The 24,418-nt window shown below is 44.2% G+C and carries 22 protein-coding genes, 1 other RNA gene and 1 other annotated feature; of the genes, 1 reads left to right on the top strand and 22 read right to left on the bottom strand.

The window, feature by feature from the left end; translation table 11 throughout:
* Positions 1–54 precede the first annotated feature (54 nt).
* From mnmA to FTX54_RS06665, 4 genes are read right to left on the bottom strand one after another with little or no spacing between them, the layout of a single operon-like run.
* Positions 55–1,158 carry a tRNA 2-thiouridine(34) synthase MnmA gene (gene mnmA, locus FTX54_RS06680; RefSeq protein ID WP_147803000.1) on the bottom strand — a complete coding sequence of 368 codons (1,104 nt, stop codon included), beginning with the start codon at positions 1,156–1,158 and terminating at the stop codon, positions 55–57.
* A gap of 15 nt (positions 1,159–1,173) precedes the next feature.
* On the bottom strand, positions 1,174–2,319 hold the full coding sequence (locus tag FTX54_RS06675) for a cysteine desulfurase family protein (RefSeq protein ID WP_147803001.1): 1,146 nt from the start codon (positions 2,317–2,319) through the stop codon (positions 1,174–1,176).
* Between the two features lie 14 nt (positions 2,320–2,333).
* Positions 2,334–2,753 carry a cysteine metabolism transcriptional regulator CymR gene (gene cymR / locus FTX54_RS06670; RefSeq protein ID WP_147803002.1) on the bottom strand — a complete coding sequence of 140 codons (420 nt, stop codon included), beginning with the start codon at positions 2,751–2,753 and terminating at the stop codon, positions 2,334–2,336.
* Positions 2,737–3,384 (bottom strand): YczE/YyaS/YitT family protein, encoded by a 648-nt coding sequence (locus FTX54_RS06665; protein ID WP_246125572.1) that lies wholly within the window; start codon positions 3,382–3,384, stop codon positions 2,737–2,739. The genes cymR and FTX54_RS06665 overlap by 17 nt, the downstream gene beginning before the upstream one ends.
* 164 nt (positions 3,385–3,548) lie before the next feature.
* Here FTX54_RS06665 and FTX54_RS06660 point away from each other — a divergent pair, with 164 nt between their 5' ends.
* Positions 3,549–4,865, top strand: coding sequence for an AAA family ATPase (locus tag FTX54_RS06660; protein ID WP_147803003.1), 1,317 nt, complete (start codon positions 3,549–3,551; stop codon positions 4,863–4,865).
* Positions 4,866–4,915: 50 nt separating this feature from the next.
* Here FTX54_RS06660 and ssrS read toward each other — a convergent pair.
* From ssrS to ruvA, 18 genes are all read right to left on the bottom strand, one after another.
* Positions 4,916–5,099: non-coding RNA, 6S RNA (gene ssrS / locus FTX54_RS06655), on the bottom strand.
* Between the two features lie 255 nt (positions 5,100–5,354).
* Positions 5,355–7,142: an aspartate--tRNA ligase gene (aspS, locus tag FTX54_RS06650; protein ID WP_147803004.1), complete on the bottom strand. Its 1,788-nt coding sequence runs from the start codon at positions 7,140–7,142 to the stop codon at positions 5,355–5,357.
* On the bottom strand, positions 7,139–8,431 hold the full coding sequence (hisS, locus tag FTX54_RS06645; protein ID WP_147803005.1) for a histidine--tRNA ligase: 1,293 nt from the start codon (positions 8,429–8,431) through the stop codon (positions 7,139–7,141). The genes aspS and hisS overlap by 4 nt, the downstream gene beginning before the upstream one ends.
* Positions 8,432–8,488: 57 nt before the next feature.
* Positions 8,489–8,715 (bottom strand) — a binding site (T-box leader).
* Positions 8,716–8,906: 191 nt separating this feature from the next.
* A complete protein-coding gene (gene dtd / locus FTX54_RS06640) occupies positions 8,907–9,350 on the bottom strand; it encodes a D-aminoacyl-tRNA deacylase (protein WP_147803006.1) in 444 nt (147 codons plus the stop codon).
* A 19-nt stretch (positions 9,351–9,369) separates the two neighbouring features.
* Positions 9,370–11,550, bottom strand: a complete 2,181-nt coding sequence (locus FTX54_RS06635) for a RelA/SpoT family protein (RefSeq protein WP_147803007.1) — start codon at positions 11,548–11,550, stop codon at positions 9,370–9,372.
* Positions 11,551–11,754: 204 nt separating this feature from the next.
* Positions 11,755–12,267: an adenine phosphoribosyltransferase gene (locus FTX54_RS06630; RefSeq protein ID WP_147803008.1), complete on the bottom strand. Its 513-nt coding sequence runs from the start codon at positions 12,265–12,267 to the stop codon at positions 11,755–11,757.
* A gap of 21 nt (positions 12,268–12,288) precedes the next feature.
* Positions 12,289–14,631: a single-stranded-DNA-specific exonuclease RecJ gene (gene recJ / locus FTX54_RS06625; RefSeq protein WP_147803009.1), complete on the bottom strand. Its 2,343-nt coding sequence runs from the start codon at positions 14,629–14,631 to the stop codon at positions 12,289–12,291.
* A gap of 106 nt (positions 14,632–14,737) precedes the next feature.
* The gene (locus FTX54_RS06620; protein ID WP_147803010.1) at positions 14,738–15,067 is read right to left on the bottom strand and encodes a LapA family protein; all 330 of its coding nucleotides are present in this window, start codon (positions 15,065–15,067) and stop codon (positions 14,738–14,740) included.
* A complete protein-coding gene (locus FTX54_RS06615; protein WP_147803011.1) occupies positions 15,064–15,972 on the bottom strand; it encodes a cation diffusion facilitator family transporter in 909 nt (302 codons plus the stop codon). Before FTX54_RS06615 ends, FTX54_RS06620 begins: the two co-directional genes overlap by 4 nt.
* A 165-nt stretch (positions 15,973–16,137) precedes the next feature.
* Positions 16,138–17,079 carry a protein translocase subunit SecF gene (secF, locus tag FTX54_RS06610; RefSeq protein ID WP_147803012.1) on the bottom strand — a complete coding sequence of 314 codons (942 nt, stop codon included), beginning with the start codon at positions 17,077–17,079 and terminating at the stop codon, positions 16,138–16,140.
* Positions 17,069–18,316 carry a protein translocase subunit SecD gene (gene secD / locus FTX54_RS06605; RefSeq protein WP_246125577.1) on the bottom strand — a complete coding sequence of 416 codons (1,248 nt, stop codon included), beginning with the start codon at positions 18,314–18,316 and terminating at the stop codon, positions 17,069–17,071. Before secD ends, secF begins: the two co-directional genes overlap by 11 nt.
* Before the next feature lie 700 nt (positions 18,317–19,016).
* A complete protein-coding gene (locus tag FTX54_RS06600; RefSeq protein ID WP_147803014.1) occupies positions 19,017–19,826 on the bottom strand; it encodes a DUF368 domain-containing protein in 810 nt (269 codons plus the stop codon).
* Between the two features lie 96 nt (positions 19,827–19,922).
* Positions 19,923–20,186 (bottom strand): preprotein translocase subunit YajC, encoded by a 264-nt coding sequence (yajC, locus tag FTX54_RS06595; RefSeq protein ID WP_147803015.1) that lies wholly within the window; start codon positions 20,184–20,186, stop codon positions 19,923–19,925.
* Positions 20,187–20,310: 124 nt separating this feature from the next.
* Complete coding sequence (gene tgt, locus FTX54_RS06590) at positions 20,311–21,450, bottom strand: tRNA guanosine(34) transglycosylase Tgt (protein ID WP_147803016.1); 1,140 nt, start codon at positions 21,448–21,450, stop codon at positions 20,311–20,313.
* A 24-nt stretch (positions 21,451–21,474) separates the two neighbouring features.
* Positions 21,475–22,503 (bottom strand): tRNA preQ1(34) S-adenosylmethionine ribosyltransferase-isomerase QueA, encoded by a 1,029-nt coding sequence (gene queA / locus FTX54_RS06585; protein ID WP_147803017.1) that lies wholly within the window; start codon positions 22,501–22,503, stop codon positions 21,475–21,477.
* A 25-nt stretch (positions 22,504–22,528) separates the two neighbouring features.
* Positions 22,529–22,738: a DUF2905 domain-containing protein gene (locus FTX54_RS06580; protein WP_147803018.1), complete on the bottom strand. Its 210-nt coding sequence runs from the start codon at positions 22,736–22,738 to the stop codon at positions 22,529–22,531.
* Positions 22,739–23,737: a Holliday junction branch migration DNA helicase RuvB gene (gene ruvB / locus FTX54_RS06575; protein ID WP_147803019.1), complete on the bottom strand. Its 999-nt coding sequence runs from the start codon at positions 23,735–23,737 to the stop codon at positions 22,739–22,741.
* 17 nt (positions 23,738–23,754) lie between these two features.
* Positions 23,755–24,363 carry a Holliday junction branch migration protein RuvA gene (ruvA, locus tag FTX54_RS06570; RefSeq protein ID WP_147803020.1) on the bottom strand — a complete coding sequence of 203 codons (609 nt, stop codon included), beginning with the start codon at positions 24,361–24,363 and terminating at the stop codon, positions 23,755–23,757.
* Positions 24,364–24,418: the final 55 nt, after the last annotated feature.

Raw genomic sequence — 24,418 nt, 5'->3', positions numbered from 1 at the left:
AACAAATACCGGCCCCGGAAAAAGTGATAAGGACCGGCTATTCTGCTGAATGATTTATACAGCCGGTGCAGCTGCTTTTATTGTTTCTTCTATTGTTCCGCCTCCAAGGCATTCTTCCCCGTCATAAAAAACAACATACTGCCCCGGTGTCACCGCTCTTTCGGGCTCGTCAAATAAAACACGGAAAGTTCCATCTTTCTGCGGCTCGACGGTTACACCGTGATCCTCCTGCCGGTACCTGAATTTAGCTGTACACGTAAACGTTTTTTCAGGAACGTTTCCTGCAATCCAGTTAATACCTGAGGCTGTTAATCCTTCAGAATAAAGCAGGGGATGATGAAAACCCTGCCCTACGATGAGCACATTTCTCTTAAGGTCTTTATCGACTACGAACCATGGTTCTCCTGCTCCGCCTATCCCCAGGCCCTGTCTTTGTCCGAGAGTGTAGTACATGAGACCATCATGGGAACCTTTCTGCGTGCCGTCCACTGTTTCCATAATCCCTTTCTGAGCTGGAAGGTACTGCGATAAAAATTCTTTAAAATTTCTTTCTCCAATAAAGCATATTCCCGTACTATCCTTTTTCCCAGCTGTTGCAAGACCTGCTTCTTCAGCAATTTCACGTACTCTCGGCTTTTCGATTTCCCCAAGTGGAAACATTACTTTCTCAAGCTGTACTCTGCTGAGAGCATTTAAAAAGTATGTCTGATCTTTATTACGGTCGATGCCGCGCAGAAGCTTGACTCCGTCCTCACTCTGTTCTACTCGGGCATAATGGCCGGTAGCAACATAATCAGCTCCCAGTGCGAATGCGTGCTCGAGAAATGCTTTGAATTTAATTTCTTTATTACACATGACATCAGGGTTCGGTGTTCTCCCTGCTTTATATTCTTCCAGAAAATACGTAAACACTTTGTGCCAGTATTCCTTTTCAAAGTTAACACTATAGTAGGGAATTCCTAATTGATTGCATACACGAATCACATCGTTATAATCTTCTGTCGCTGTACAAACTCCATTTTCGTCTGTATCGTCCCAGTTTTTCATGAAAATGCCGATTACTTCGTAACCCTGCTCTTTTAATAAATGAGCTGTGACAGAAGAGTCTACACCGCCTGACATACCGACAACCACTCTTATATCTTTGTTATCTGTCACTGCAGACACCTTCCTTTATTTTGATACTTTCATACGATCGAGTACTTTAATAACGGCCCTTCCGGCCTTTTCTATTTGATCCAATGTATTCCCATAGCCGAAACTGAAGCGGACCGCTGCTTTACTGCGGTCGTTTTCTCCATGCATTGCTATGAGGACATGGGACGGTTTGACTGATCCTGCAGTGCAGGCTGATCCGCTTGATACAGCGATTCCTTCAAGATCAAGATTCATAAGCAGCTGCTCGACATTTGCTTTTGGAAAACTGAGATTCAGGACATTAGGGAGCGAGTACTTTTCATCTCCGTTTACATAATAGTTAATACCAGCCTCACTGAGAATCTCTTTGAGTCGATTTCTATACGTGAGATACAATTCTGCCCTTTCCTCCATATGAGTTAAAGAGATTTCCAAAGCTTTTTTCATGCCTGCTGCCCCGGCTGTATTTTCTGTTCCAGCTCTTCTTTTTCTTTCCTGTTCTCCTCCAAAAAGGATAGGAGCAAGCTCTACTCCTTTTCTAGCATATAAAAATCCAGTACCGTTCGGGCCGTTAAATTTATGAGCAGAACATGCGAGCAGGTCCACGTTCATGTCATTAACATCTATCGGACATTTACCAAGAGCCTGCACCGCATCGGTGTGGAAAGCTGCCTGGTGTTCTTTTAAAAGTGCTCCGATTTCATTGACGGGCTGGAGCGTTCCGGTTTCGTTATTTGCTGTCATCACCGATACAAGAATCGTATCTTCCCTTAATTCCTGTTCGATCTGTTCTAAAGATACACGGCCTTCTTCAGAAACACTTAAATAGCTCACTTCAAACCCTTCCTGCTCCAGCTGGCTGCAGGCATTAAGAACCCCGTGATGCTCCGTTATCACAGTAATAACATGCTTTCCCTTATACCTGTTTTCCCGGGCAAAGCCTGCAATTGCAAGATTGTCAGCTTCCGTTCCGCCTCCGGTAAATATAATTTCATTATAGGACGCTCCTACAGCTCTGGCAATCGCTTCTCTCGCTTCGTCAAGTCCAGCTCTTGCTTCCCTTCCGAAATGATGAGTGCTTGAAGGATTGCCGAATTTTTCAGTGAAAAAAGGAAGCATTTCTTCTGCTGCCTGCGGGTGCATAGGGGAGGTTGCTGCGTGATCCAAATAAATACGTTCCATAGCTGCCCCTCCTCTTAAATATAAAACATATAGTTGTCCTGGTTTCCTTCATCTCTATAGTTGGCCAGATCTTCAAGTGTGGTGGAATCCAGCACATCTTTGACTGCATCGCGTATTTTAATCCATAAATCCCGTTTAGCCGGTTCTTCATCATCTATTATTTCCACCGGAGTAATCGGTCCTTCCAGCACACGGATAATATCACCTGCTGTAATTGTTTCCGGACTTTTAGCCAGCATATATCCTCCATATGCACCTCTCACACTCTTTACAAGCGTGGCATTACGAAGTGGAGCAATGAGCTGTTCCAGGTAGTGCTCGGAAAGAGAGTGATCTTTAGCAATAGATTTAAGTGAAACTGGTCCGTCTCCATATTTTTTTGCTAGTGCTATCATGATTGTAAGTCCGTATCTTCCTTTAGTGGATATTTTCAACTTTTATCCCTCTTTCTGTAATTCGTTCCATCCAGTTATTGCATATTGACAGCGAAAAGCCTGCTACGTGTCCGATGGTAAGGCTGAATAAAATCGTCCCTAAAAACACCGGACCGCCGAGCATCCACCCTCCGGCCAGTACAAGAATTTCCATTATAACTCTTACCCGGGCTACCGAAGCCCCGGTTTTATTCGACAAAGCAAGCATAATACTGTCTCTCGGTCCTGCTCCGCACCTTGGTGATATATAAACACCTATTCCAAATCCCATTATTATAATTCCGCAGACGAGCATTACCAGCTGTCCGCTTAAAGATCCAGGCGTAGACAGCAGAAATAAAAAAATATCTACAAACACTCCAACAAGTATCATATTTGCATAGGCACCTGCCTGAGGAAGCTGCTTCGTTAAAACGGAAGCACATAATAGAAGAAGAAAACCCATAATTACCGTCCAGGTTCCAACGGTAAAACCAAACTGCTGCATAAGCCCGATATGAAGTACATCCCACGGGGCGCTTCCTAATTCGGCCCGTATCATCATAGCCGCTCCTAAACTCATGATCAGCAGGCCGGCCACAAAGACGAGCCAGCGGAATATCTGTCCGTTTGTATTTAGTTGTAATCGCAAAACTTAAGCCCCCCAGAAGACATTCTGCCTTTTATTATAGCATGATTTGCATATCGTATACAGAGAGCGTACATTCATAACCCTTTGCATTCTATCGATGATCCGCTAAAATTGCAATATGACTGCTTGATCAAAATCAGTTCTTTACGCAGGAGGAAAACAAAATGGATCTATTTGAATATAAAGCACCCCCATCCGGCCCGCTCGCAGCAAGAATGCGACCACGCAATCTGGAAGAAGTAAGAGGTCAGGATCATATCATAGGACCCGGCACACTGCTGAGAAGAGCAGTGGAAGCTGACCGGCTTTCCGCAATGATTTTTTACGGGCCTCCCGGCACCGGAAAAACTACGCTTGCCAAAGTCATAGCGGAAGCCTCCACTGCCTGGTTTGAACAGTTGAATGCTGTAACGGCAGGGGTCAAAGATGTAAAGGAAGTAGTAGGAAAAGCGAAAGACCGCTTGAAAATGGAAGATAGAAAGACGGTATTGTTTATTGATGAGATTCACCGCTTCAACAAGAGCCAGCAGGATGCCCTCCTTCCACATGTGGAAGACGGAACGGTCATATTAATCGGTGCCACAACTGAAAACCCAATGTTTGAGGTCAATGCTGCTCTTCTTTCCAGATCCCGCCTGTTTCATCTCGAAAGCCTTACAGATAAAGAAATGCGAAAAGTGATTTTTGAGGCAGTTGAAGATAAAGAGAGAGGATTCGGCAGCTACTCAGTTGTTCTCTCGGAGGAAGCTGTCACTCATATCATTCAAGTAGCACAAGGAGATGCAAGAACAGCATTAAATGCGATTGAACTTGCTATCCTTACCACTGACCCGGATAAAAGCGATACTATACGTATTGATTTGGAAACCGCGGAACAATCGATTCAGCAGCGGATGGTCCGCTATGATAAAGACGGTGACAATCATTATGATACTATTTCTGCTTTTATAAAAAGCATCCGCGGTTCCGATCCAGACGCATCATTATACTGGCTCGCCAAAATGATTTATGCAGGAGAAGACGCCCGGTTTATTGCTAGAAGGCTGTATGTCCACGCAGCAGAAGATGTCGGACTGGCAGACCCGAACGCACTGCTTATTGCCGAAGCAGCCTATCATGCAGTTGAATTTATTGGAATGCCGGAAGCTAGAATTCCCCTTGCGGAAGCCGTGCTCTATCTGGCTACTGCCCCTAAAAGCAACGCTGTAATTACCGGTATCGATGCCGCCCTTAACACCGTTAAAAAAGAAAAAACCGGGGAAGTTCCTGCCCATCTGCGGGATGCTCATTATAAAGGAGCCGGCAGCATAGGTCATGGCGAGGGGTACCTCTACCCGCACAGCTATGAAAACCACTATGTCGTACAGCAGTATCTTCCGGATCACCTTAAACGTAAAAAGTTTTACACCCCGTCAACGAACGGGTATGAAAAAACGGTTCAGAGGCGCCTGGATTACTTTGAGGAAAGAAAGAAAAAATAAACGAATAAAAAGGCTGCCGAAATTTTCCGGCAGCCTTTATCATAAAGTATAAGAGTCCCATGTATACCGTAACATAAACTCGCTTTGAACCTGCCCAGGCAGGTGGGTGCCCTGTCTGATAGGCCGAACTTCCTCTATGTATAAGGCGTGTTCTTTCCACCAGAACAACTCGAGGCTCCCAACGTGAAAATGTTGGCTCAAAACCGTTGGTCTGTACGTGCAACTCAGGACCCTTATAAGAGTTAATGTTGTTTACAGGTTCATCATAACTTATTTCACAAAAGTTTGCAAGTGCGATAATTGAATATTCAGATTTTCATTGTCAGGGTTTCTCCCCAGCCTCCTGTTTGCTGGATCAGTGTTCTGAAAAAATATGGGAAGAGCGCGCTCCAATAACGATTCGGAACAGCTCTTCCCCTTCAAGGTAATACAACAAAATAGACACGCTAATATTGTTTTTCTTTCAAAGCCTTCTGCAGGATTTTTAAACTACTGATTTTCCGGCTTTTTTTTCGGTTTAATTTTCAGCGAAAGTTCATCCAATTTAGCTTCTTCTACGCTGCTCGGTGCATTTGTAAGCAGACAGCTTGCACTTGCTGTTTTTGGAAAGGCTATCGTATCCCGCAGATTGGTTCGATCGGCAAGTATCATTACCAGCCGGTCGAGGCCAAGAGCAATACCCCCATGCGGAGGGGTACCGTATTCAAAGGCATCCAGCAGAAAACCGAACTGCTCTTTCGCTTCTTCCTCGGAAAAACCGAGCGCTTTGAACATTTTCTCCTGAAGGCTCCTTTCAAAAATGCGCTGGGAGCCTCCTCCTAATTCATAACCGTTGAGGACCAGATCATAAGCTTCCGCCCTTACCTGCTCTGGATTAGTATCAAGCATCTTTTCATCTTCTTTTACGGGACGAGTGAATGGGTGGTGTTCCGCAGCATAGCGTCCTTCCTCTTCATCGTATGAGAGGAGCGGAAACTGTGTTACCCAGAGAAAATCGAACGTATTTGGTTCTATAAGTTTTAACTCTTTTGCAAACTTTGTACGGAGAGCTCCAAGGGTATCCCATACCGTCTGGATTTTATCAGCGGCAAAGAAAAGAACGTCCCCCGGCTCTGCATCAAACGTGTGAATTAAATTACTTTGTGCCTCTTCATCAAAAAACTTTGCAATCGGACCTTTCACTTCGTTTTCAGCATTTACTTTTAACCATGCAAGTCCTTTCGCCCCGTAAATTTCAGCAAAGACACCTAAATTATCCAGATCTTTTCTGGAGTAGCTTTCAGCAATTCCTTTCACACAAATTCCCTTTACCACCCCGCCATTAGCAATGGCAGAAGAAAATACTTTAAACCCACTTTCTTTCACCTGCTCGGACAGATCAACCAGTTCCATACCGAACCTCGTATCAGGTTTATCCGAGCCAAACCGGTTCATAGCTTCGTCGTAGGTTAAACGTTTGAACGGTGCAGTTACTTCTACACCCCGGAGCTCTTTCACCATTCGGGACATTAAGGATTCCATCATTTTCAGCAGTTCTTCTTTCCCCAAAAATGAGGCTTCAATATCAACCTGGGTAAATTCTGGCTGACGGTCAGCGCGGAGGTCCTCATCACGAAAACAGCGTGCAATTTGAAAATATCGTTCAAAACCGGAAACCATCAGCAGCTGCTTAAAAAGCTGCGGTGACTGAGGCAGCGCATAAAAATCACCTTCATGCACTCGTGAAGGTACCAGATAGTCACGTGCTCCTTCCGGGGTACTTTTCGTAAGCATCGGTGTTTCGATTTCCATAAAGCTTTGTTCTTCGAGAAAATCACGGATCATTTTAGTCGTCCGGCTGCGAAGAATCATCGTCTGCTGCATTTTCGGTCTGCGCAGATCCAGATAACGGTATTTCAATCGAACATCTTCGTTTAATTCTGCTTCATCTTCAATTACAAACGGAAGGCCTTTTGAAGGATTCAGTACTTCCAGATGATCGATGGAAACTTCAATATTTCCTGTAGGAATCTTTGGATTATAATTTGTTTCATCCCGCTTAACTACTTCTCCTTCTACTTCCAGAACAAATTCACTTCGCACGTCTTCGGCCTGGGATAGTGCTTTTGAGTCGATCTCTTCGTTAAAAACGATTTGAACGTGGCCGGAGCGGTCACGGAGATCAATAAATATAACCTGCCCCAGATCCCGTCGTTTCTTTACCCATCCCTGCAGGATGACTCTTTCCCCTATTTGCTGTTCTGTTAATTCCCCGCAAGTATGTGTGCGCTGCTTCATAATTTTTCTACACCCTTTCCTGATAAGAGTTTCTTTAATTCAGCTGTAATGTCTTCAAGCGCAATGAGGATCTGTTCTCCTGTTTCCATATTTTTAATGTTAACCTTACCCTCTTCCAGCTCATCCTCCCCGAGAATAAGTACTGATTTAGCACGCTGACGGTTTGCCGACTTCATCTGAGCTTTCATTTTTCTGCCCAGATAGTCTGCATCCGCAGCAAGTCCTTCCCGGCGAAGTGTATGCAGAATTTCAGGAGCCTTTTTCTTTGCTCTGTTTCCCATAGTAATAAGAAACACATCCAGGTGCTGATCCTCCACGAGATCCACTCCCTGGACATCCAGAGCCATTAGAAGTCTTTCAATGCTTAGAGCAAAGCCGATGCCTGGAGTTTCCGGGCCTCCTATGTCTTCAACCAGGCCGTTGTATCTTCCTCCGCCGGCAAGGGTCGTAATGGCACCGAATCCTTCTCCATCTATCATGATTTCAAAGGCAGTATTATTATAGTAATCGAGACCTCTTACGAGTGTCGCGTCTACTTCATAAGAAATTCCCATCGCTTCAAGAAACTCCTGTACTTCTGCAAAATATGCTTTCGAATCTTCATTTAAATATTCCAGAATCGAAGGAGCGTCATTCATTAATTCATGTTCACGATCCACTTTGCAGTCAAGAATACGCAGCGGGTTTTTTTCGAGTCTCTCCTGACAATCACTGCAGAATTCTTCTATTCTCGGCTCAAAGTGGGCTATCAGTGCCTGCCGGTGAGCTTCTCTGCTTTCTTTATCACCGAGACTGTTTATAATTAATTTGAGGTTTGAGAGACCGAGTTCTTTGTAGAATTCCATTGCCAGAGCAATTACTTCAGCATCTACCGCCGGATCCGCACTTCCGAGCGCTTCTACCCCAAACTGAACAAACTGACGCATGCGCCCGGACTGTGGACGTTCATATCGGAACATCGGCCCGGTATAATAGAGCTTTACCGGCTGATTCACCCACCCGTGCATTTTTTCTTCTACATAGGAACGAACGACTGGTGCGGTACCTTCCGGTCTTAAAGTCAAACTTCTCCCGCCCCGGTCTTTAAATTCATACATTTCTTTCTGTACAATGTCCGTCGTATCGCCGACTCCACGGGCAAAAAGTTCCGTCTGCTCGAAAACCGGTGTCCGTATTTCTTTGTAATTGTAGCGTCTGCACAGATCATGGGCTTTCGCTTCGATAATCTGCCATTTTTCGGAATCGCCTGGAAGAATATCCTGCGTGCCCCGCGGAATAGTAAATGCCATGATTAATCCTCCTGTAATACTAAATTTTTGCATAAAAAAACCCCCGCCGCTGACTATGTCAGGGACGAGAGGAATAAACCCGTGGTACCACCCTAGTTGAAGCAGTTAAGCTTCCACTTATGTCAGATAACGCCTGACAGACGGCCTCTTCCTAATTACATCTGCTTTCAAAAGGGCACCTCCGGAGTGTTCATTCATAAAGGTCTGTCAAGATGCTTCCAGCCATCGGCATCTCTCTCTGTGAACAGGGAATCTCTATTACTCTTCTCCATCTTAGGATTTTATAAATAGTAGTAATTTCTTATACTTACACCATGAATCATTTCTGAAACAAGCAGTACTGCTTTCTGTACTGAAGTTAAACTACATCAAAATCCTGATGCTCCTGCGGATGATTACTGCAGCAGCGACAGGCAGAGACTTTCAATAATGTCTAATCATACGAATAGTTTAGCGTCCTGTCAAGAGGTACTGCTTATTTACTTTCGATTATTAAAGTGACAGGACCGCTGTTCGTTAACGATACTTCCATCATTTCACCAAAAGCACCAGTCCCGACTTTCAGGCCGTGCTTACTTCGGAGCCGTTCGTTAAAGATTTCATATATAGTGGAAGCATGATCCGGTTTAGCCGCTGCCATAAAATTAGGCCGTCTTCCTTTTCGACTGTCTCCGTAAAGCGTAAATTGGGATATGGAGAGTATTTCTCCACCGGTATCCTGCACCGAAAGATTAAGCTTTTCCTCTTCATCCTCAAATATACGCAAGCCTGCAATTTTATCCGCGCAGTAATGAGCATCCTCTTCTGTATCGGCATGTGTTACTCCGACAAGAAGAACCAGGCCATGGCTGATCGCGCCCGTAATCTCTTCCTGAACAGATACTTTTGCTTCTCCTGAACGTTGAACAATGATGCGCATATACTCCCTCTTTCATCTGTTAGTGCATGACCCGCCGCACTGAGTAAATATCAGGTATTTGTTTTATTCTTTCTACCACCCGCTGCAGGTGGGCTGTATGCTGAATGGAAATAGTCATATCGATTAAAGCCATTTTGTTCTTATCAGCTTTGCCGGTTACTGCCTGAATATTCGTTTTCGTCTCCGCTACCGCCTGCAGAACATCGTTAAGCAGGGAACGGCGGTCATACCCGGATATTTCAATATCCACTTCGTAATTTTTTGACTGCTGGGGCCGTTCCTCCCATTCTACAGGGAGAAGTCGGCTTTGAATATCTTCCTGCTGAATGTTAGGACAATCCATGCGGTGGATTGAAACTCCGCGGCCTTTAGTAATATACCCAACGATGTCATCTCCTGGAACAGGATTGCAGCATCTCGATAAACGGACCAGCAGGTTATCAATTCCTTTTACTCTGACACCAAGATCCGTTTTGGCTGAGGTTTTTGTCTGCGGCTTCAGCCCTTCAACAGCTTCTGTGAGAGTTTTCCTGTCCGACTGTTCTTCTTTTTTGCGCAGGTTATCGGTTAATCTAGTTACAATCTGCGAAGCGGTAATACCCTGATACCCTACAGCAGCATACATGTCTTCTTCAACGGTAAAGCTGAATTTATCCATAACTCTTGTAATGTTTTCAGGGGTCAGTACCTGTTTTGTAGTAAAGCCCTTCTTTTCAATTTCTTTTTCAATCATGTCCCGGCCTTTTTCTACATTTTCTTCCCTTTTTTCACGCTTGAACCACTGGCGGATCTTATTTTTCGCATGAGAACTCTGCGTAATTTTAAGCCAGTCCTGACTTGGGCCGTAGGAATGTTTAGAAGTAAGTATTTCGACTATATCGCCTGTTTTGAGCTGATGGTCGAGCGGGACCATTTTTCCGTTCACCTTAGCTCCAATACATCGATTGCCTACTTCTGTATGAATCCGGAAAGCGAAGTCGAGAGGCACCGATCCTTTTGGGAGCTCCATGACGTCCCCTTTTGGTGAAAAAACGAATACCATATCTGAGAAAAGATCGATTTTCAGAGATTCCATAAATTCCTGGGCATCATTGGTATTGTTCTGCCATTCCAGAATTTCACGGAACCAGGACATTTTTGTCTCCAGAGATTCGGCATCATCAACCGTTTTTCCTTCTTTATAAGCCCAATGAGCTGCTACACCAAATTCTGCAACTTTATGCATGTCTTCCGAGCGGATCTGAACTTCCAGAGGATCTCCTTTTGGACCGATAACCGTAGTGTGCAGAGATTGATACATATTTGCTTTCGGCATCGCTATATAGTCTTTAAAACGACCAGGCATCGGTTTCCACTGAGTGTGGATCGTGCCGAGAACAGCATAGCAGTCTTTAATACTTTTAACGACAATCCGGATCGCCAAAAGGTCGTATATTTCGTTAAACTGCTTGTTCTGCAGTACCATTTTACGGTAAATACTGTAAATGTGCTTCGCCCTGCCGTGTATATCAGCTTCAACTTCCATTCCGTGCAGACGGTCTTTCAAAAGCTCCTTCACTTCTTCAATATAGCTCTCCCGCTCCACCCGCTTCTTTTTCATTAAATTGACAATACGATAGTACTGCTGTGGATTTAAGTAGCGTAAAGATGTATCTTCAAGCTCCCATTTAATTTTTGAAATACCAAGCCTGTGAGCAAGCGGTGCGAATATTTCCAGCGTTTCATTGGATATGCGGCGCTGTTTTTCCGGAGGCAGATGTTTCAGGGTCCGCATATTGTGAAGCCTGTCGGCCAGTTTAATAAGAATAACCCGGATATCCTTTGCCATTGCCACAAACATTTTCCGATGATTCTCTGCCTGCTGCTCTTCCTTGGATTTATATTTAATTTTACCCAGTTTGGTTACTCCATCAACGAGCATCGCCACCTGCTCTCCAAACTTTGCTTCAATCTCGTCCAGTCCTACATCTGTATCCTCTACGACATCATGCAAAAAAGCGGCTGCGACTGTATCCGGATCCATTCCTAAATCAACCAGTATACCGGCTACCTGAACAGGGTGCCAAATATATGGTTCTCCAGACCGGCGATACTGCTCCCGATGAGCATAATTCGCCAATTCATACGCTTCACGCAGAAATGCGACTTCTTTCTCCGGCAAATATTCACTTGCTTTTTCGAACACTTGTTCACTAGTCATGGGATCACCTTACATTTTTTGAAGTCTCTATCGCCGCTGGTGTGACAGAGCAGAATAAATTTGTCGAAAATACTCGATTATGTAATATCTTATCACATTTTATTCTATCTTATCACCTACCCGCCTCTTAATGTAATCAGATTGCAAAGAGTATAAGGCAAAAGCGGCAAGTGCCCTTCTGTCGGGCCCTGCCGCTTTCTTCGTTTAATAAGCCATAAGTCTAAATACGTTATAGTCTTTGAGACGATCCATTCCATCTAAATAGCTTAATTCAATCAAAAATGCTATACCTGCCACGACTCCACCAAGCTCTTCGACCATTTTAATCGTCGCTTCAATCGTACCCCCTGTGGCAAGCAGATCATCCGTTATGAGCACTCGCTGCCCAGGCTTAATGGAGCCTTTATGAATGTTCAAAGAATCTTTACCATACTCCAGTCCATAATCGACCTCGAGCACTTCGCGCGGGAGTTTGCCTGCTTTTCGGACCGGTACAAAACCTACTCCCATTGCTACAGCAATTGGACAGCCTACAACAAAACCACGGGCTTCGGGTCCGACAATTACATCGATTTGTTTATCCTCAGCGAAGTTTATCATTTGTTGAATTGCTTCTTTGTAGGCTTCACCGTTCTCCATAAGTGTAGTAATGTCTTTAAATCGGACTCCGTTTTTCGGAAAATCCTCCACTACTGTTACGTATTGTTTAAAATCCATATTAGTTCCTCCTGTGTGCTTTTAGCTGCTCTGTATAGTAGCAGTTTCAGCCGTCTTCCTCATAGCATCCAGCTGTTTTTTTAAAGATCGAAAAGTAGAATAGCATAGTTCCTGCTGGATTCTGCTTTTCTGGACATGCTTCTGGTAGGCTGGCGAATCAGTCAGCTCTTTTTTACCCGGCTCTTCTACCAGTACAACTATACCATCATTTATTTTAACAAATCCCAGCTCGAAAAACACGGTACAGATAAATTTCACCGTATTTTCACTCCATCCTTTATGTTTTGCCAGATCTGTTAAATGTTTGTTCATATCAAACATTTTACGTTTCTGCATAAAACCATAGAACCATTTGAACTGGTCACGGGACGGAAGGGAAGTAAAAAAATAATCCTCACTGTGAACAAATACTGCATCGATTCGTTCTGTACTGTTCAGTTTTTTCATAACAAATTCCAGGTGCTCCATCGTATCCGGAACATCATATAAAACAGCATGATTTACATTTGTTAAATCAGCGGACTCCATTGATTCCCTGTCCACCCGCAGAACCGGCCAGGAAGATGGAAGAGATGGTTCCCCGGTGCTTTCCTGAAATATGAGGATGGTTCTTTCTCCGGACTCTTTGGAACCGTAGCGTTTGTTGCCGCGGAAATCAAAAAGCTGCCATTCCTCCACTTTCATATCTTCAACTATCAGCTGCGGTTTAACATTTCCGTTCCACTCATTGATGGAAAGCTTTCCTACGGCAGAAAGCTTTGCAAGGGGGGAAATCAGATCATGCTTAGCCCCCATTCTAAAAGCAATAGCATCCAGTGCATTTGAATGACTTTCATCTGTCAGTGTCAGTTTCAAGTGATCCTGTCCGGCTCCAATTTTTTTAGCCTGTTCCACCGTAGTTTTCTCCAGCATCACCTTCGGAGCAGGGTTGCCAATGCCGAAAGGAGCCATTTGGGAAAGGTCCTGAATGGTCTTAACTGAGATCTCTTCCACTTTGACTGGCAGATCGACGTACAGCTTTCTCTTCCAGTCCTCCTCTGAAATGTTCCGCTCCGCGAGAGAAATGAGTCTATCACGCAGGTTTTCCACATCAGTATCGGCCATGGTAAGGCCTGCGGCCATAGGGTGGCCGCCAAAATGCGGAAGAATTTCCCTCATCGTTGAGAGGGACTGAAACATATCAAATCCCGCTATACTGCGTGCTGATCCTTTAGCTTTATTTTCTTCCGGTATCAAACTTAATACGATAGCCGGACGATAATATTTTTCGACGAGTCTGCTTGCGACAATTCCAATGACTCCGGGATTCCAGCCTTCTTTTGCTACAACCAGAACCGGAGGAATTCCCTGCGCCTCTACGAGTTCTTCTGCCTCTGCTGTGATTTCTTTTACTATACTCTGGCGTTCCTTGTTTAAATCATCAACCATTAAAGCAAGTTCTTCTGCTTCTTCCGGATCTCTGCTCATAAGCAGAGCTACAGCTGGATCAGCGCTGTCGAGACGCCCCGCAGCATTCAGACGCGGCCCGATCAAAAAACCGACTGTTTCCTCATCTATATCAGCCTGGTCCGCTCCTGCTTTTTCCAGAAGTGCCTTTAATCCAGGGCGGAGGTCTTTTCTTAAAGCTTTTAACCCATGCACCGCAAGGATCCGGTTCTCTCCTTGAAGCGGCACAAGATCGGCAATTGTACCAACAGCCGCCAAATCATAAAAGCCCGTTGGAATTTTCCCAGTTAAAGCATGACTTAATTTAAAAGCTACCCCGACTCCGGCCAGTTCTTTAAAAGGGTAACTGCAGTTTTCCTGCTTCGGGTTTATTACAGCATAGGCATCGGGCAGCTGCGGAGGAGGCTCATGATGATCTGTAATAATTAAATCAATACCGAGTTCCTTGGCTACTTCAGCTTCGTGAACGGCTGATATCCCTGTATCAACTGTGACAATTAAATGAACTCCTTCTTCCGCTGCATACCTGAAAGCTGCTTCATTCGGCCCATAGCCTTCCGTAAATCGGTTGGGAACATAAAAACCTGCCTGTGCCCCCATCTCCGTTAAAACGCTGTAGAGAAGCGATGTGCTTGTTACTCCGTCAGCATCATAGTCTCCAAAAACAAGGATATTTTCCTTTTGATTTATAGCCTTATGAATTCTTACTGCGGCTTTTTCCATATCTTTCATAAGTAAAGGATCATGAAGCTCTTTTTCATCAGCTCTTAAAAACTTGTTAATTTCTGATTCTTCTGTAATCTTTCTCTGGACAAGAAACTTAGAAGCCAGCGCAGACAGTCCTGTACTTTTCCGCAGCTTATCTACAGCCGCTGCTTCTGTTCCGGAAATAATCCATTCAGAATTTGCGTGAAGCATGATTATCACTCCTGACTCGTTCATTATACATAAGCCGTAACAGGGAAACAATCAGTATATAAAAACACAAAACAAAAAAAGCCGTGCTTATACACGGCTTCCATATTTAATCTTTTTTACTGCGTGTCAAATTGTGTTTATCCGGCTTTTCTTTTTCATCTTTTTTTTGTGAAGTCCCTGCATTTTCAGCATGTGGTTCCGGTTCTTTACCACCGAGACGTTTAACTTCCTGCTGCAGACGGAACACTCTGTAGATTCCTACAAGACCAACGATTAATCCTCCCATAAGCGCAGATCCGATTATTACGAGTACCAGTGGCCACTCACTTTGCCCAAACAAATAATTTACCTCAACTGGATCGACGTTTACTACAGCAAATACAGAGATTATCAATATTATAATTAATCCGCCAATCAATCCCCACTGGCCTTTCATAACTTTTCCTCCTCAGAAAATGGATTTATATGAACACGAACATCGTGGACATACCCGTATTGCATCAATTCTCTTTTTACCTTTTTACCGATGGTGTGACCATCTTCCACAGTAATAAAAGGGTCGACAGATATTTTAATATCTACAATTACATAATGACCGTGTTCTCTCGCAAGAAGTTCGTCAATCTGCATAACCCCGTCCACACTGTCAGCTGCCTCAATCATCCAGCTGCTGTCTTCCTCGTGAAGTACGTGGTCAAGCGTTGTATGAACGGCTTCACTGCCGATATGCCAGCCCATACGCATAATAAGCAGAGCAACTAGAATGCTGGCCAGAGGATCCAGGTAAACCGCGGCTTCAATACCGGCAGCCGTTCCTGCAATTGCAGCTCCTACACCGATCAGCACAGCCAGGGACGAAAATACGTCAGACCGGTGATGCCATGCGTCGGCGATTAAAGCACTACTCTTGTATTTTTTACCCAATCTATACTTATATTGAAACATTAATTCTTTTAAACCTATGGAGAATAACGATGCATAAACAGCCCATATACCAGGAACAGATAAAGGAGTGAACATAGCTCCCGCTGCATTTATAGCAATTTCTACTCCCACGACAATTAGGAGGACAGCTACGATAATCGCCGTCACTGTTTCTGCCTTGCCATGACCGTAGGGATGATCATCATCCGGAGGCTGCTGGGCCGCTCTTACTCCAATCAGGACGGCAGTCGAGCTGACAACGTCTGATGCGGAATGAAGAGCGTCCGCTACAAGAGCCCTGCTGTCTGCCGCAAGACCAACAATCCCTTTTATCACCGCCAGGATAACGTTCCCGGCTATACCGATCCAGGCACCCATCTGCACTTTTTTATAACGAGCTGCTCCTTCTGATGACATGCTTTTTCACCCTCTTTGCTCCTGTCTCCTCTTTACTTTAACATGAAAAAGAATATGAACGGGAAAGGAGCTGCCCCAATATTCCAGGGACAGCTCCAGAAAAGTTCAGCATCGCCAGCCACTTTTGACTGCACGACTCATAATTTTTAAAACCAGCTTCTGCGGTTATGCCTTTTCGATTTCCTCTTCTTCTTTCTTTTCCAGACGCAGACGACGTCGATGCATCTGTTTTGATTTTAAAACTGCCCAAAGCTGGGCTGCTATAAATAAAGACGAATAAGTCCCGGCTACCAGACCGACAACAAGAGCCAGTGAGAAAACTCTCAGCCCCTCACCGCCAAGCACCAGCAGAGCTCCGGCTGCAAACACTACTGTCAGCACAGTGTTAATCGACCTTGCCAATGTCTGAATCAGACTTTTATTGACTATTCGTGAAATATCTTCAAACGTTTCTACCGTTTCTTCACGCTTCATATTCTCTCTTATGCGGTCGAAGGTAACAATCGTATCGTTAATAGAATAACCTATAATCGTAAGAACCGCAGCTATGAACGGTATATTGATTTCCAATTGTAAAATGCTGAAAACAATAAGAATAAACAAAGCATCGTGAAAGAGAGCCACGATTGCAGAAATTCCGTACAGAAGTTCAAAACGGATCGTTACGTATATAATTATACCAACAGAAGCAATCAGCACAGAGATAATGGCATTCTGCGCCAGTTCCTCACCTACAATAGGAGTAATTGTACTAACATTAGGAGTCGAACCATACATTTCTTCAAAATGCGATTGAATCTCCAGGGATTCTTCCTGGGATAACCCTCCTATGAACGAGGCTCTGGCAATATCATTATTGTCACCAGCAAGTACCACGTCGTCCGGTTCATATCCTATTTCAGAAAATTCTTCTTCAATTTCCCCTGCTGTAACCTCTTCTTCTGCCAATATTTCTACTGTAGTACCACTTTCAAAATCAATACCGAGGTTAAGTCCCAAAGTGGAAAGTAATACGATACCGGCGGCGATGAATGCAGCTGAGAATATAAAAAACTTCTTTCGGTGTTTGACAAAATCGAGTTTGTATTTACTTTTTTCAAAGTTCATTGATTTCACTCTCCTTCACACCGAATAGACGATTTTTCTTATTCAGTATACGGCTGTTCACCCAGAGTCCCAGAAGAAGTCTTGCACCAAATACAGCAGTTAAAAAGCTCGTAAGAATGCTAACAATAAGCATCACTGCAAAGCCCTGTACAGCACTCGTTCCGAAATAAAACAGGACGGATGCTGCCAGTATTGTTGTTATGTTAGCGTCCATAATAGTTGATAAAGACCGCCTCCCGCCTGCTTTGAAAGCACTCATTACAGTTTTCCCGGAACGAAGTTCATCCTTGATCCGTTCGAAAGTTATAATGTTGGCATCAACTGCCATCCCTACCCCGAGAATCAGGGCAGCAATACCAGGTAGAGTGAGCACGGCATTCAGCCAGTTAAATATCACTAATACCAGATAGATATAAGCAGATAAAGTCAGAACAGCTATTGCTCCCATAAATCTATAGTAAAAGAGCATGTAGGCGAATATGAGAGCAATCCCGACAAATCCGGCATTGACTGCCAAATCCATCGACTGTTCACCAAGCTGCGCCCCTACAGAATTTAAGGACAGTTCTTCAAGTTCCACCGGCAGTGCACCGGCGTTCAAAATCCCGGCAAGGTCCTGTGCAGATTCTACAGTAAAGTTTCCGGATATCATCACATCTCTCGAAGGAATAATTTCATCTACACGTGGAGCTGAAACAATTTTCGAATCCTCTTTCATGATTTCTTCTTCAAAAGAGTCTCCTTCCTCGTAATCAAGCCATATGACAAGCTGTCTCTCTTCCGGAGGCCGGCTGCTGATATCACGGGTAATCTCTTCAAACAAACTTCCATCGTCTACCGTTACAGAGACAATCGGTTCATTCGTTTCCCCATGAAAATTTTGACGCGCACCGCCCTCAACCAGATCGGATCCATCCATCATCAGTTCGTCATTAACATCTCGAAACTCCAGTCTCGCCTGTGTTGACAGAAGTTCTCTCGCCTGTTCCTGATCCTCAACACCGGCCAGCTGCACACGAATTCGATCATCACCTTCGATGCTGATGTTCGGTTCGGATACTCCCAGTACATCGATTCTCGCATTGAGAGCACTGACTGTATCCGTTAACAGTTCTCTATTAATTTCCGTATCCCCTTCTTCTTCCAGAGGTTGAACTTCATAAAGTACTTCAAATCCGCCTTGTAGATCCAGCCCTAAACTAACGTCTTCTACATTATCCATTAAATTTGAAGCCATAAGAGCTCCAAATGCAACAATAATAACAAAGAAAATTGCTATTAAACTTTTTCGGACACCTTTTCTTCTCTTAACCAATACAGGTTCCTCCTTCGTAGATGAAAAACCTCCTGAAATATGTAGGAGAAAGAGGCAGCGAAACTTTATCCCTGCACTCCCTTTCATTTCACAGCGCAGCTATACGCCCGGTAATCTTAACTCACCTATTATAATCACGGGCGAAATATTATGTCAATCCGCTTCCTGAAACGATTTTTAATACAAAAGCTACATTGAAAATAAAGTAGATAAGCGATGAAAGTGCGCTTTCGTTTCATGCGAGGATTTCCGGGCGGGTCTCGTCCCATAAAAACGAAAGTTTACGGTAAAAAAAGGCAGTGAATCGTGATCCTGCATGAGTGTCTTTGTTAAATGTCCGTGTCGTTTTTGAGCACGTGCAGCTTCTTTTTTCGTTTGCCTCAGAAATTTCCTCTACGGCTGGCCGAAGCGAAGATTTCTACGTTTATCAACGCAAAACTTGGCAGTAATAAGCTTTTTTTCAATAAATCTAAAATGAACTAATTATCTCAAACTGTTCATGCCTGTTACAGCGGCTTTTAATGAAAAGAAGCAGAGTGGTAAATGGTAAAGAACAGGAGCGATTTCCTTTGTATGCGTAAGAGCCCCAAACTGAACTAAAACAAAAATCGAACAAGGGATATTACTTTTCTTTCATTCCTAATACGTATGCGATAGCAACGCCAGCTGCAAACGTAAGTGAACTTAGGAACAAGTTCCCGTTGGAAAGACCGGGATAAATAGTAAAAACAGCTCCTATGATTAGACCGATAATTCCTGCGTACGTATAGGATGGAAAATTTTTAAACAAATATTTTATACCTTTGCTGCTTAATATAAAACCAAGGATAACGCCGGAACCTACGAGAGCTATAACGATGAAGTCCGGGTTAGTTATAGATAAGGCATTTGTTGCCGTCTGGTAAACTCCAAATAGCAGGAGCACAAACGCCCCGCTTACTCCAGGAAGAAGCATGGCCATGCTGGCGATCCAGCCTGCAAGAAAAAACATCCATGCATTAGATGACGTCACCTGCAGAGCTTCGGCTCCGGCTGAATCGGCTGCAAGCCCTACGGATAGAGCGAGAGCCGCCATCGTCAGTATAAGAACGGCGTGCATTGGTTTAAATGATGTTTTAAAATGTGAGTGTTTAAACAGAAGAGGAAGTACACCAACAAGAAGTCCTGTAAACATAAAATTCGTTTCCTGCGCATAATTATCGAGCAGGAAAGCAATAATATTAGCAAATGCAATAATTGCTGTAATCATTCCAACACCGAGTGGAATTAGAAAACCTATATGCTTTTTCCATTCCCGGCTGAAAAACCCACTGATTGCCTGTATAAAATTTTCATATATTCCTAAAACCAGTGCCATCGTTCCTCCGCTCACTCCAGGAATAATATCGCATATTCCCATTAAGAAACCACGGTATAAATTTTTCCAATGCACAGCGGAGCTCTCCCTTATTTTCAAATTATGTAAACTTATGTGAGTAAAAAAGGGTGTCTTCCAGGAGAACTGCCCCTGCAGACGACCCTTTTTTTATCAGTCCAGATTCGTAACTTCACGAATTGCCTGACGGTCAAACGTAAGTTTATTATGTCCATCAACATCTACGATTACACGATTTTCATCGATAGCATCGATCGTCCCGTGCATTCCGCCGATAGTAATGACCTTATCTCCCTTTTGAAGGTTCGCATGCATCTGCTGAACTTTTTTCTGCCGCTTTTGCTGCGGTCGTATCAACAGAAAATAAAAAATCGCAAACATCAAAATAAGTGGAATTAACGCTCCAAATAAATCCAATTTATTCACTCCCCTCTTTAATTAAAAACTAAAGAAAATCCCCAGTCTTACACTCTGTCAGGGAAAAACTCCCGACTACTATTGTAGACAAAGTTAATTGAAAAAATCAATAAATTTTATGCTGTCAGAAATTTTTCGCATTAGGTTTATTGAAACCATATGCTTCAAAAAACTCTTCCCGGTAATCCAGAAGCCTGTCCTGACGAATAGCTTCCCTTACGTTTTCCATAAGCTGCAGCAGGAAATAAAGGTTATGATACGAACATAGCCGCAGTCCTAACATTTCGTTGCTTTTTATCAAATGACGGATATAGGCTCTTGAGTAATTACGACAGACACTGCAGCTGCAGTTCTCATCAAGAGGTCTGAAATCTCTTGCGAATTTAGCATTACGAACTACGAGCCGGCCGCTGCTTGTCATAAGCGTCCCGTTCCGGGCAATACGGGTAGGAAGGACACAATCAAACATATCGACACCGCGGATGGCACCGTCAATCAGCGAATCCGCTGATCCTACTCCCATTAGATAACGGGGTTTATCAGCGGGCAGAAATGGCATAGTTTCTTCAAGAACCTGATTCATAACGTCTTTCGGTTCTCCAACTGAAAGGCCGCCTATAGCATAACCGGGAAAATCCAGCGATACAAGGTCTTCCGCACTCTGCTTTCGAAGCTCCGGGTACTCGCCGCCCTGTACAATACCAAACAAACCCTGATCCTGTGGTCTTCCATGAGCTTCCAGACATCTCTCAGCCCATCGGCTCGTACGTTCTACTGAAGCTTTCATGTAGTCGAATTCCGCTGGATAAGGAGGACATTCATCAAACGCCATCATAATATCAGGTCCCAGATCATTTTGGATCTGCATCGATTTTTCAGGAGTAAGAAACAGCTTTTCTCCGCTTAAATGATTTCTGAATTCTACTCCATCTTCACTGATATTTCGTAAATCACTGAGGCTGAAGACCTGAAATCCGCCGGAATCAGTCAGTATCGGCCGGTCCCAGTTCATAAATTTATGCAGTCCGCCGGCTTCTTTGATAATATCTTCTCCGGGGCGCAGCCACAGGTGGTATGTGTTGCTTAATATTATCTGGGCATTCATTTCGATTAATTCATCCGGACTCATCGTTTTTACTGTAGCAAGGGTGCCCACCGGCATAAACATCGGCGTCTCAAATGAACCGTGAGGGGTGTGAACGATCCCAAGCCTCGCACCGGACTGTTTACATGTTTTAATATGTTCATACGTTACTGCTGGCATAGAGGTTCCTCTCTTTTATCATAATTAAATTATCAGCATGGCATCGCCAAAGCTGAAGAAACGATATTTTTTTTCCACCGCTTCTTCATAAGCCTTCAGGACTGATTCCCTGCCTGCAAAGGCACTTACGAGCATAACCAGTGTCGACTTCGGCAAGTGGAAATTTGTTAAAAGTCCGTCTATAGCCCGAAAGGTAAAGCCCGGATAAATGAAAATATCCGTCCATCCGGAAGCTCCTGTAAAGGAACCGTTGTTATCTCTTGTAATCGTTTCAAGGGTTCTTGCAGACGTCGTTCCAACAGCGACAATTCTGCCTCCGTTTTCCTTCGTACGGTTTAATATACCAGCTGTTTCTTCAGGAAGATTATAAAACTCAGCGTGCATGGTGTGACTCTCCACCTCATCTACAGAAACCGGACGAAATGTTCCGAGACCAACGTGCAGCGTAAGATAAACGATTGACACTCCCTGTTTCTCCAGCTTTTCAATCATCGTTTCCGTGAAGTGAAGTCCTGCCGTCGGAGCAGCAGCAGATCCGCGGTGCTTAGCAAAAACAGTCTGATACCGGTCTTTTTCTTCCAGCTGTTCCTGAATATAAGGAGGCAGAGGCATTTCCCCGAGCTGGTCAAGAATCTCGGTGAAAATTCCTTCGAATTGAAAAGCAAGCTTCCGGCGCCCGTCAGGCAGCACTTCGGTGCACTGAGCCCGGAGCAGCCCCTCTCCAAAATCGATAAACGTTCCTTTTTTAATCCTTTTAGCCGGTTTAACAAGCGCTTCCCAGATGTAGCCCGGCTCCTCTTTCAACAGGAGTACTTCGATTTTTGCGCCGGTCTCCTGTTTCATTCCATATAATCTGGCAGGAATCACTTTCGTATTATTCAGTACGAGCGTATCCCCTGCGCGGAGATGTTTTGTTAACTCGTGAAAGTAGTGATGGCCCCTTTCTCCGCTGTTCCGGTCCAATACAAGCATGCGGGAAGCCTCCCGGTCTGACAGCGGTGTCTGCGCTATCAGGCTTTCAGGAAGTGTATAATCAAATTGTGACACGTCCATCTTTTCTATCTCCTTCTTAAACCTTTTATTTCCGTATAAACATAAATATCAATGAGAGCACTATACTAATAACAATAGAAGTCATAATAGGGAAGTAAATAGTTGAGTTCCCACGCTCAATTACGATATCCCCCGGGAGTCTTCCCAATGGCAGAAACCGGCCGCCCAGCTGCCAGATCAAGCCTGTGGCAATTAAAACGATGCCCGATACAATTAAAAGCTTCGGGATAGACATTTATCTCGGCACCTCCACCTGAAAATGATGATAAGCGGAAGGCGTAGCTATTCTCCCCCTCGGCGTCCGCTGCAGGAACCCAATTTGAAGCAGGTACGGTTCATAGACATCCTCAATAGTATGCGATTCTTCTCCAACAGTAGCAGCAATTGTGTCCAGACCTACAGGGCCGCCGCGGAACCTGTCCATCATCGCCCTCAGCAGTTTATGATCAATTTCATCGAGTCCAAGTTTATCCACCTGGAGCAGATCCAGGGCTTCATTCGTAATCGAAGAAGAAATACTTCCATCTCCTTTTACCTGGGCAAAATCACGGATGCGCCGTAAAAGTCTGTTGGCGATCCTGGGAGTCCCTCTCGATCGGCGGGCTACTTCAACTGAAGCTTCCTGGTGAATTTCCACATCCAGAACTTCCGCAGTCCGCAGCACAATTTCCCTAAGTTCTTCTTCAGTATAATATTCGAGTCTGCTCATCACTCCGAAACGATCGCGCAGCGGGGCTGATAACATCCCTGCCCGTGTAGTTGCTCCGACGAGAGTAAATGGCGGAAGATCAAGCTTAACAGACCTCGCAGAAGGCCCTTTGCCAATAACGATATCCAAAAAGAAATCTTCCATTGCCGGATATAAAACTTCTTCCACCGCTCTCGGCAGACGGTGAATTTCGTCAATAAACAATACATCCCCTGGTTCGAGTGCAGTCAATATAGCAGCAAGGTCTCCTGGACGTTCAACCGCAGGACCGGAAGTTGTGCGCAGCTGAACTCCCATTTCATTAGCTATGATCATCGCCAGTGTGGTTTTTCCGAGTCCAGGAGGTCCGTACAGAAGCACATGATCAAGACTTTCTTCTCTCATAGTTGCCGCTTCAATAAACACCTGCAGATTTTCTTTTACCGTGGACTGCCCGATGTATTGACTTAATGATTGAGGGCGGAGACTGAATTCATCGCTGAGTTCTTCATTGTGAATTTCTCCACTGACCATTCGTTCTTCCATACCAGTACCTCCTTTACTCAGCCTTTAAGCATTTCTTTCAAAGCAAGCTTAATGTATTCGTCTGTAGATCGTTCTTCCTTTTTAAGTACAGGAGTAACTTTTTTGATTTCTTTTTCCGTATAACCCAGTGCCCGAAGTGCTTCCAATGCTTCTGTCAAAGAAGTCTGGGAAGAAGTTTTCTCTTCGGTCTCTGGAGCAAACAGACCTTCTGCAAGTGTCGGGATAATTTCTCCGACTTTTCCTTTTAAATCGAGAATAATCTGACCCGCGGTCTTTTTCCCGACTCCAGGAAATTTAGTCAGAAATCTTTCGTTTTCCTCTTCTATTGCCTGCACAACCATTTTAGGCTGCTCTGAACCAACAATTGCAAGTGCCCCTTTCGGTCCTATTCCGGAAACCTGCAGCAGTTTTTCAAAAAGCCGCCGCTCTTCCCGGTGGGAGAATCCATACAGTTTAATCGCGTCTTCTCTAACGTGCTGGTATGTATAAACAGTAACTGTTTTTTCTCTGTTTTCTTCATATCTGTAAGGATTTCCGCAGTGAATCAGGTAGCCTACTCCGGCTGCTTCCAAAACGATCGTGTCTGCTTCCAGATGTACGACTTTTCCTGTTAAACATTCTATCACAGGCTATACGCCTCCACTTCTTTACCTTATCGAACACACATTCCATTTTAGCATA

It is taken from the genome of Alkalicoccus halolimnae, from assembly GCF_008014775.2.
Classification (GTDB): Bacteria; Bacillota; Bacilli; order Bacillales; family Salisediminibacteriaceae; genus Alkalicoccus; species Alkalicoccus halolimnae.
This window is presented reverse-complemented; position numbering and strand designations above follow the sequence as displayed.

What these genes read in the sequence shown, in the direction of transcription:
- dtd (WP_147803006.1), bottom strand. Translation starts at nt 9,350, where the DNA reads ATGCGCATCATTGTTCAACGTTCAGGAGAAGCAAAAGTATCTGTTCAG.
- aspS (WP_147803004.1), bottom strand. Translation starts at nt 7,142, where the DNA reads ATGAAGCAGCGCACACATACTTGCGGGGAATTAACAGAACAGCAAATA.
- secF (WP_147803012.1), bottom strand. Translation starts at nt 17,079, where the DNA reads ATGAACTTTGAAAAAAGTAAATACAAACTCGATTTTGTCAAACACCGA.
- ruvB (WP_147803019.1), bottom strand. Translation starts at nt 23,737, where the DNA reads ATGGAAGAACGAATGGTCAGTGGAGAAATTCACAATGAAGAACTCAGC.
- recJ (WP_147803009.1), bottom strand. Translation starts at nt 14,631, where the DNA reads ATGCTTCACGCAAATTCTGAATGGATTATTTCCGGAACAGAAGCAGCG.
- FTX54_RS06630 (WP_147803008.1), bottom strand. Translation starts at nt 12,267, where the DNA reads ATGGATTTTAAACAATACGTAACAGTAGTGGAGGATTTTCCGAAAAAC.
- secD (WP_246125577.1), bottom strand. Translation starts at nt 18,316, where the DNA reads ATGGCTTCAAATTTAATGGATAATGTAGAAGACGTTAGTTTAGGGCTG.
- hisS (WP_147803005.1), bottom strand. Translation starts at nt 8,431, where the DNA reads ATGGCATTTACTATTCCGCGGGGCACGCAGGATATTCTTCCAGGCGAT.
- FTX54_RS06615 (WP_147803011.1), bottom strand. Translation starts at nt 15,972, where the DNA reads ATGTCATCAGAAGGAGCAGCTCGTTATAAAAAAGTGCAGATGGGTGCC.
- FTX54_RS06620 (WP_147803010.1), bottom strand. Translation starts at nt 15,067, where the DNA reads ATGAAAGGCCAGTGGGGATTGATTGGCGGATTAATTATAATATTGATA.
- FTX54_RS06660 (WP_147803003.1), top strand. Translation starts at nt 3,549, where the DNA reads ATGGATCTATTTGAATATAAAGCACCCCCATCCGGCCCGCTCGCAGCA.
- queA (WP_147803017.1), bottom strand. Translation starts at nt 22,503, where the DNA reads ATGGACGTGTCACAATTTGATTATACACTTCCTGAAAGCCTGATAGCG.
- FTX54_RS06580 (WP_147803018.1), bottom strand. Translation starts at nt 22,738, where the DNA reads ATGTCTATCCCGAAGCTTTTAATTGTATCGGGCATCGTTTTAATTGCC.
- FTX54_RS06635 (WP_147803007.1), bottom strand. Translation starts at nt 11,550, where the DNA reads ATGACTAGTGAACAAGTGTTCGAAAAAGCAAGTGAATATTTGCCGGAG.
- FTX54_RS06675 (WP_147803001.1), bottom strand. Translation starts at nt 2,319, where the DNA reads ATGGAACGTATTTATTTGGATCACGCAGCAACCTCCCCTATGCACCCG.
- tgt (WP_147803016.1), bottom strand. Translation starts at nt 21,450, where the DNA reads ATGCCAGCAGTAACGTATGAACATATTAAAACATGTAAACAGTCCGGT.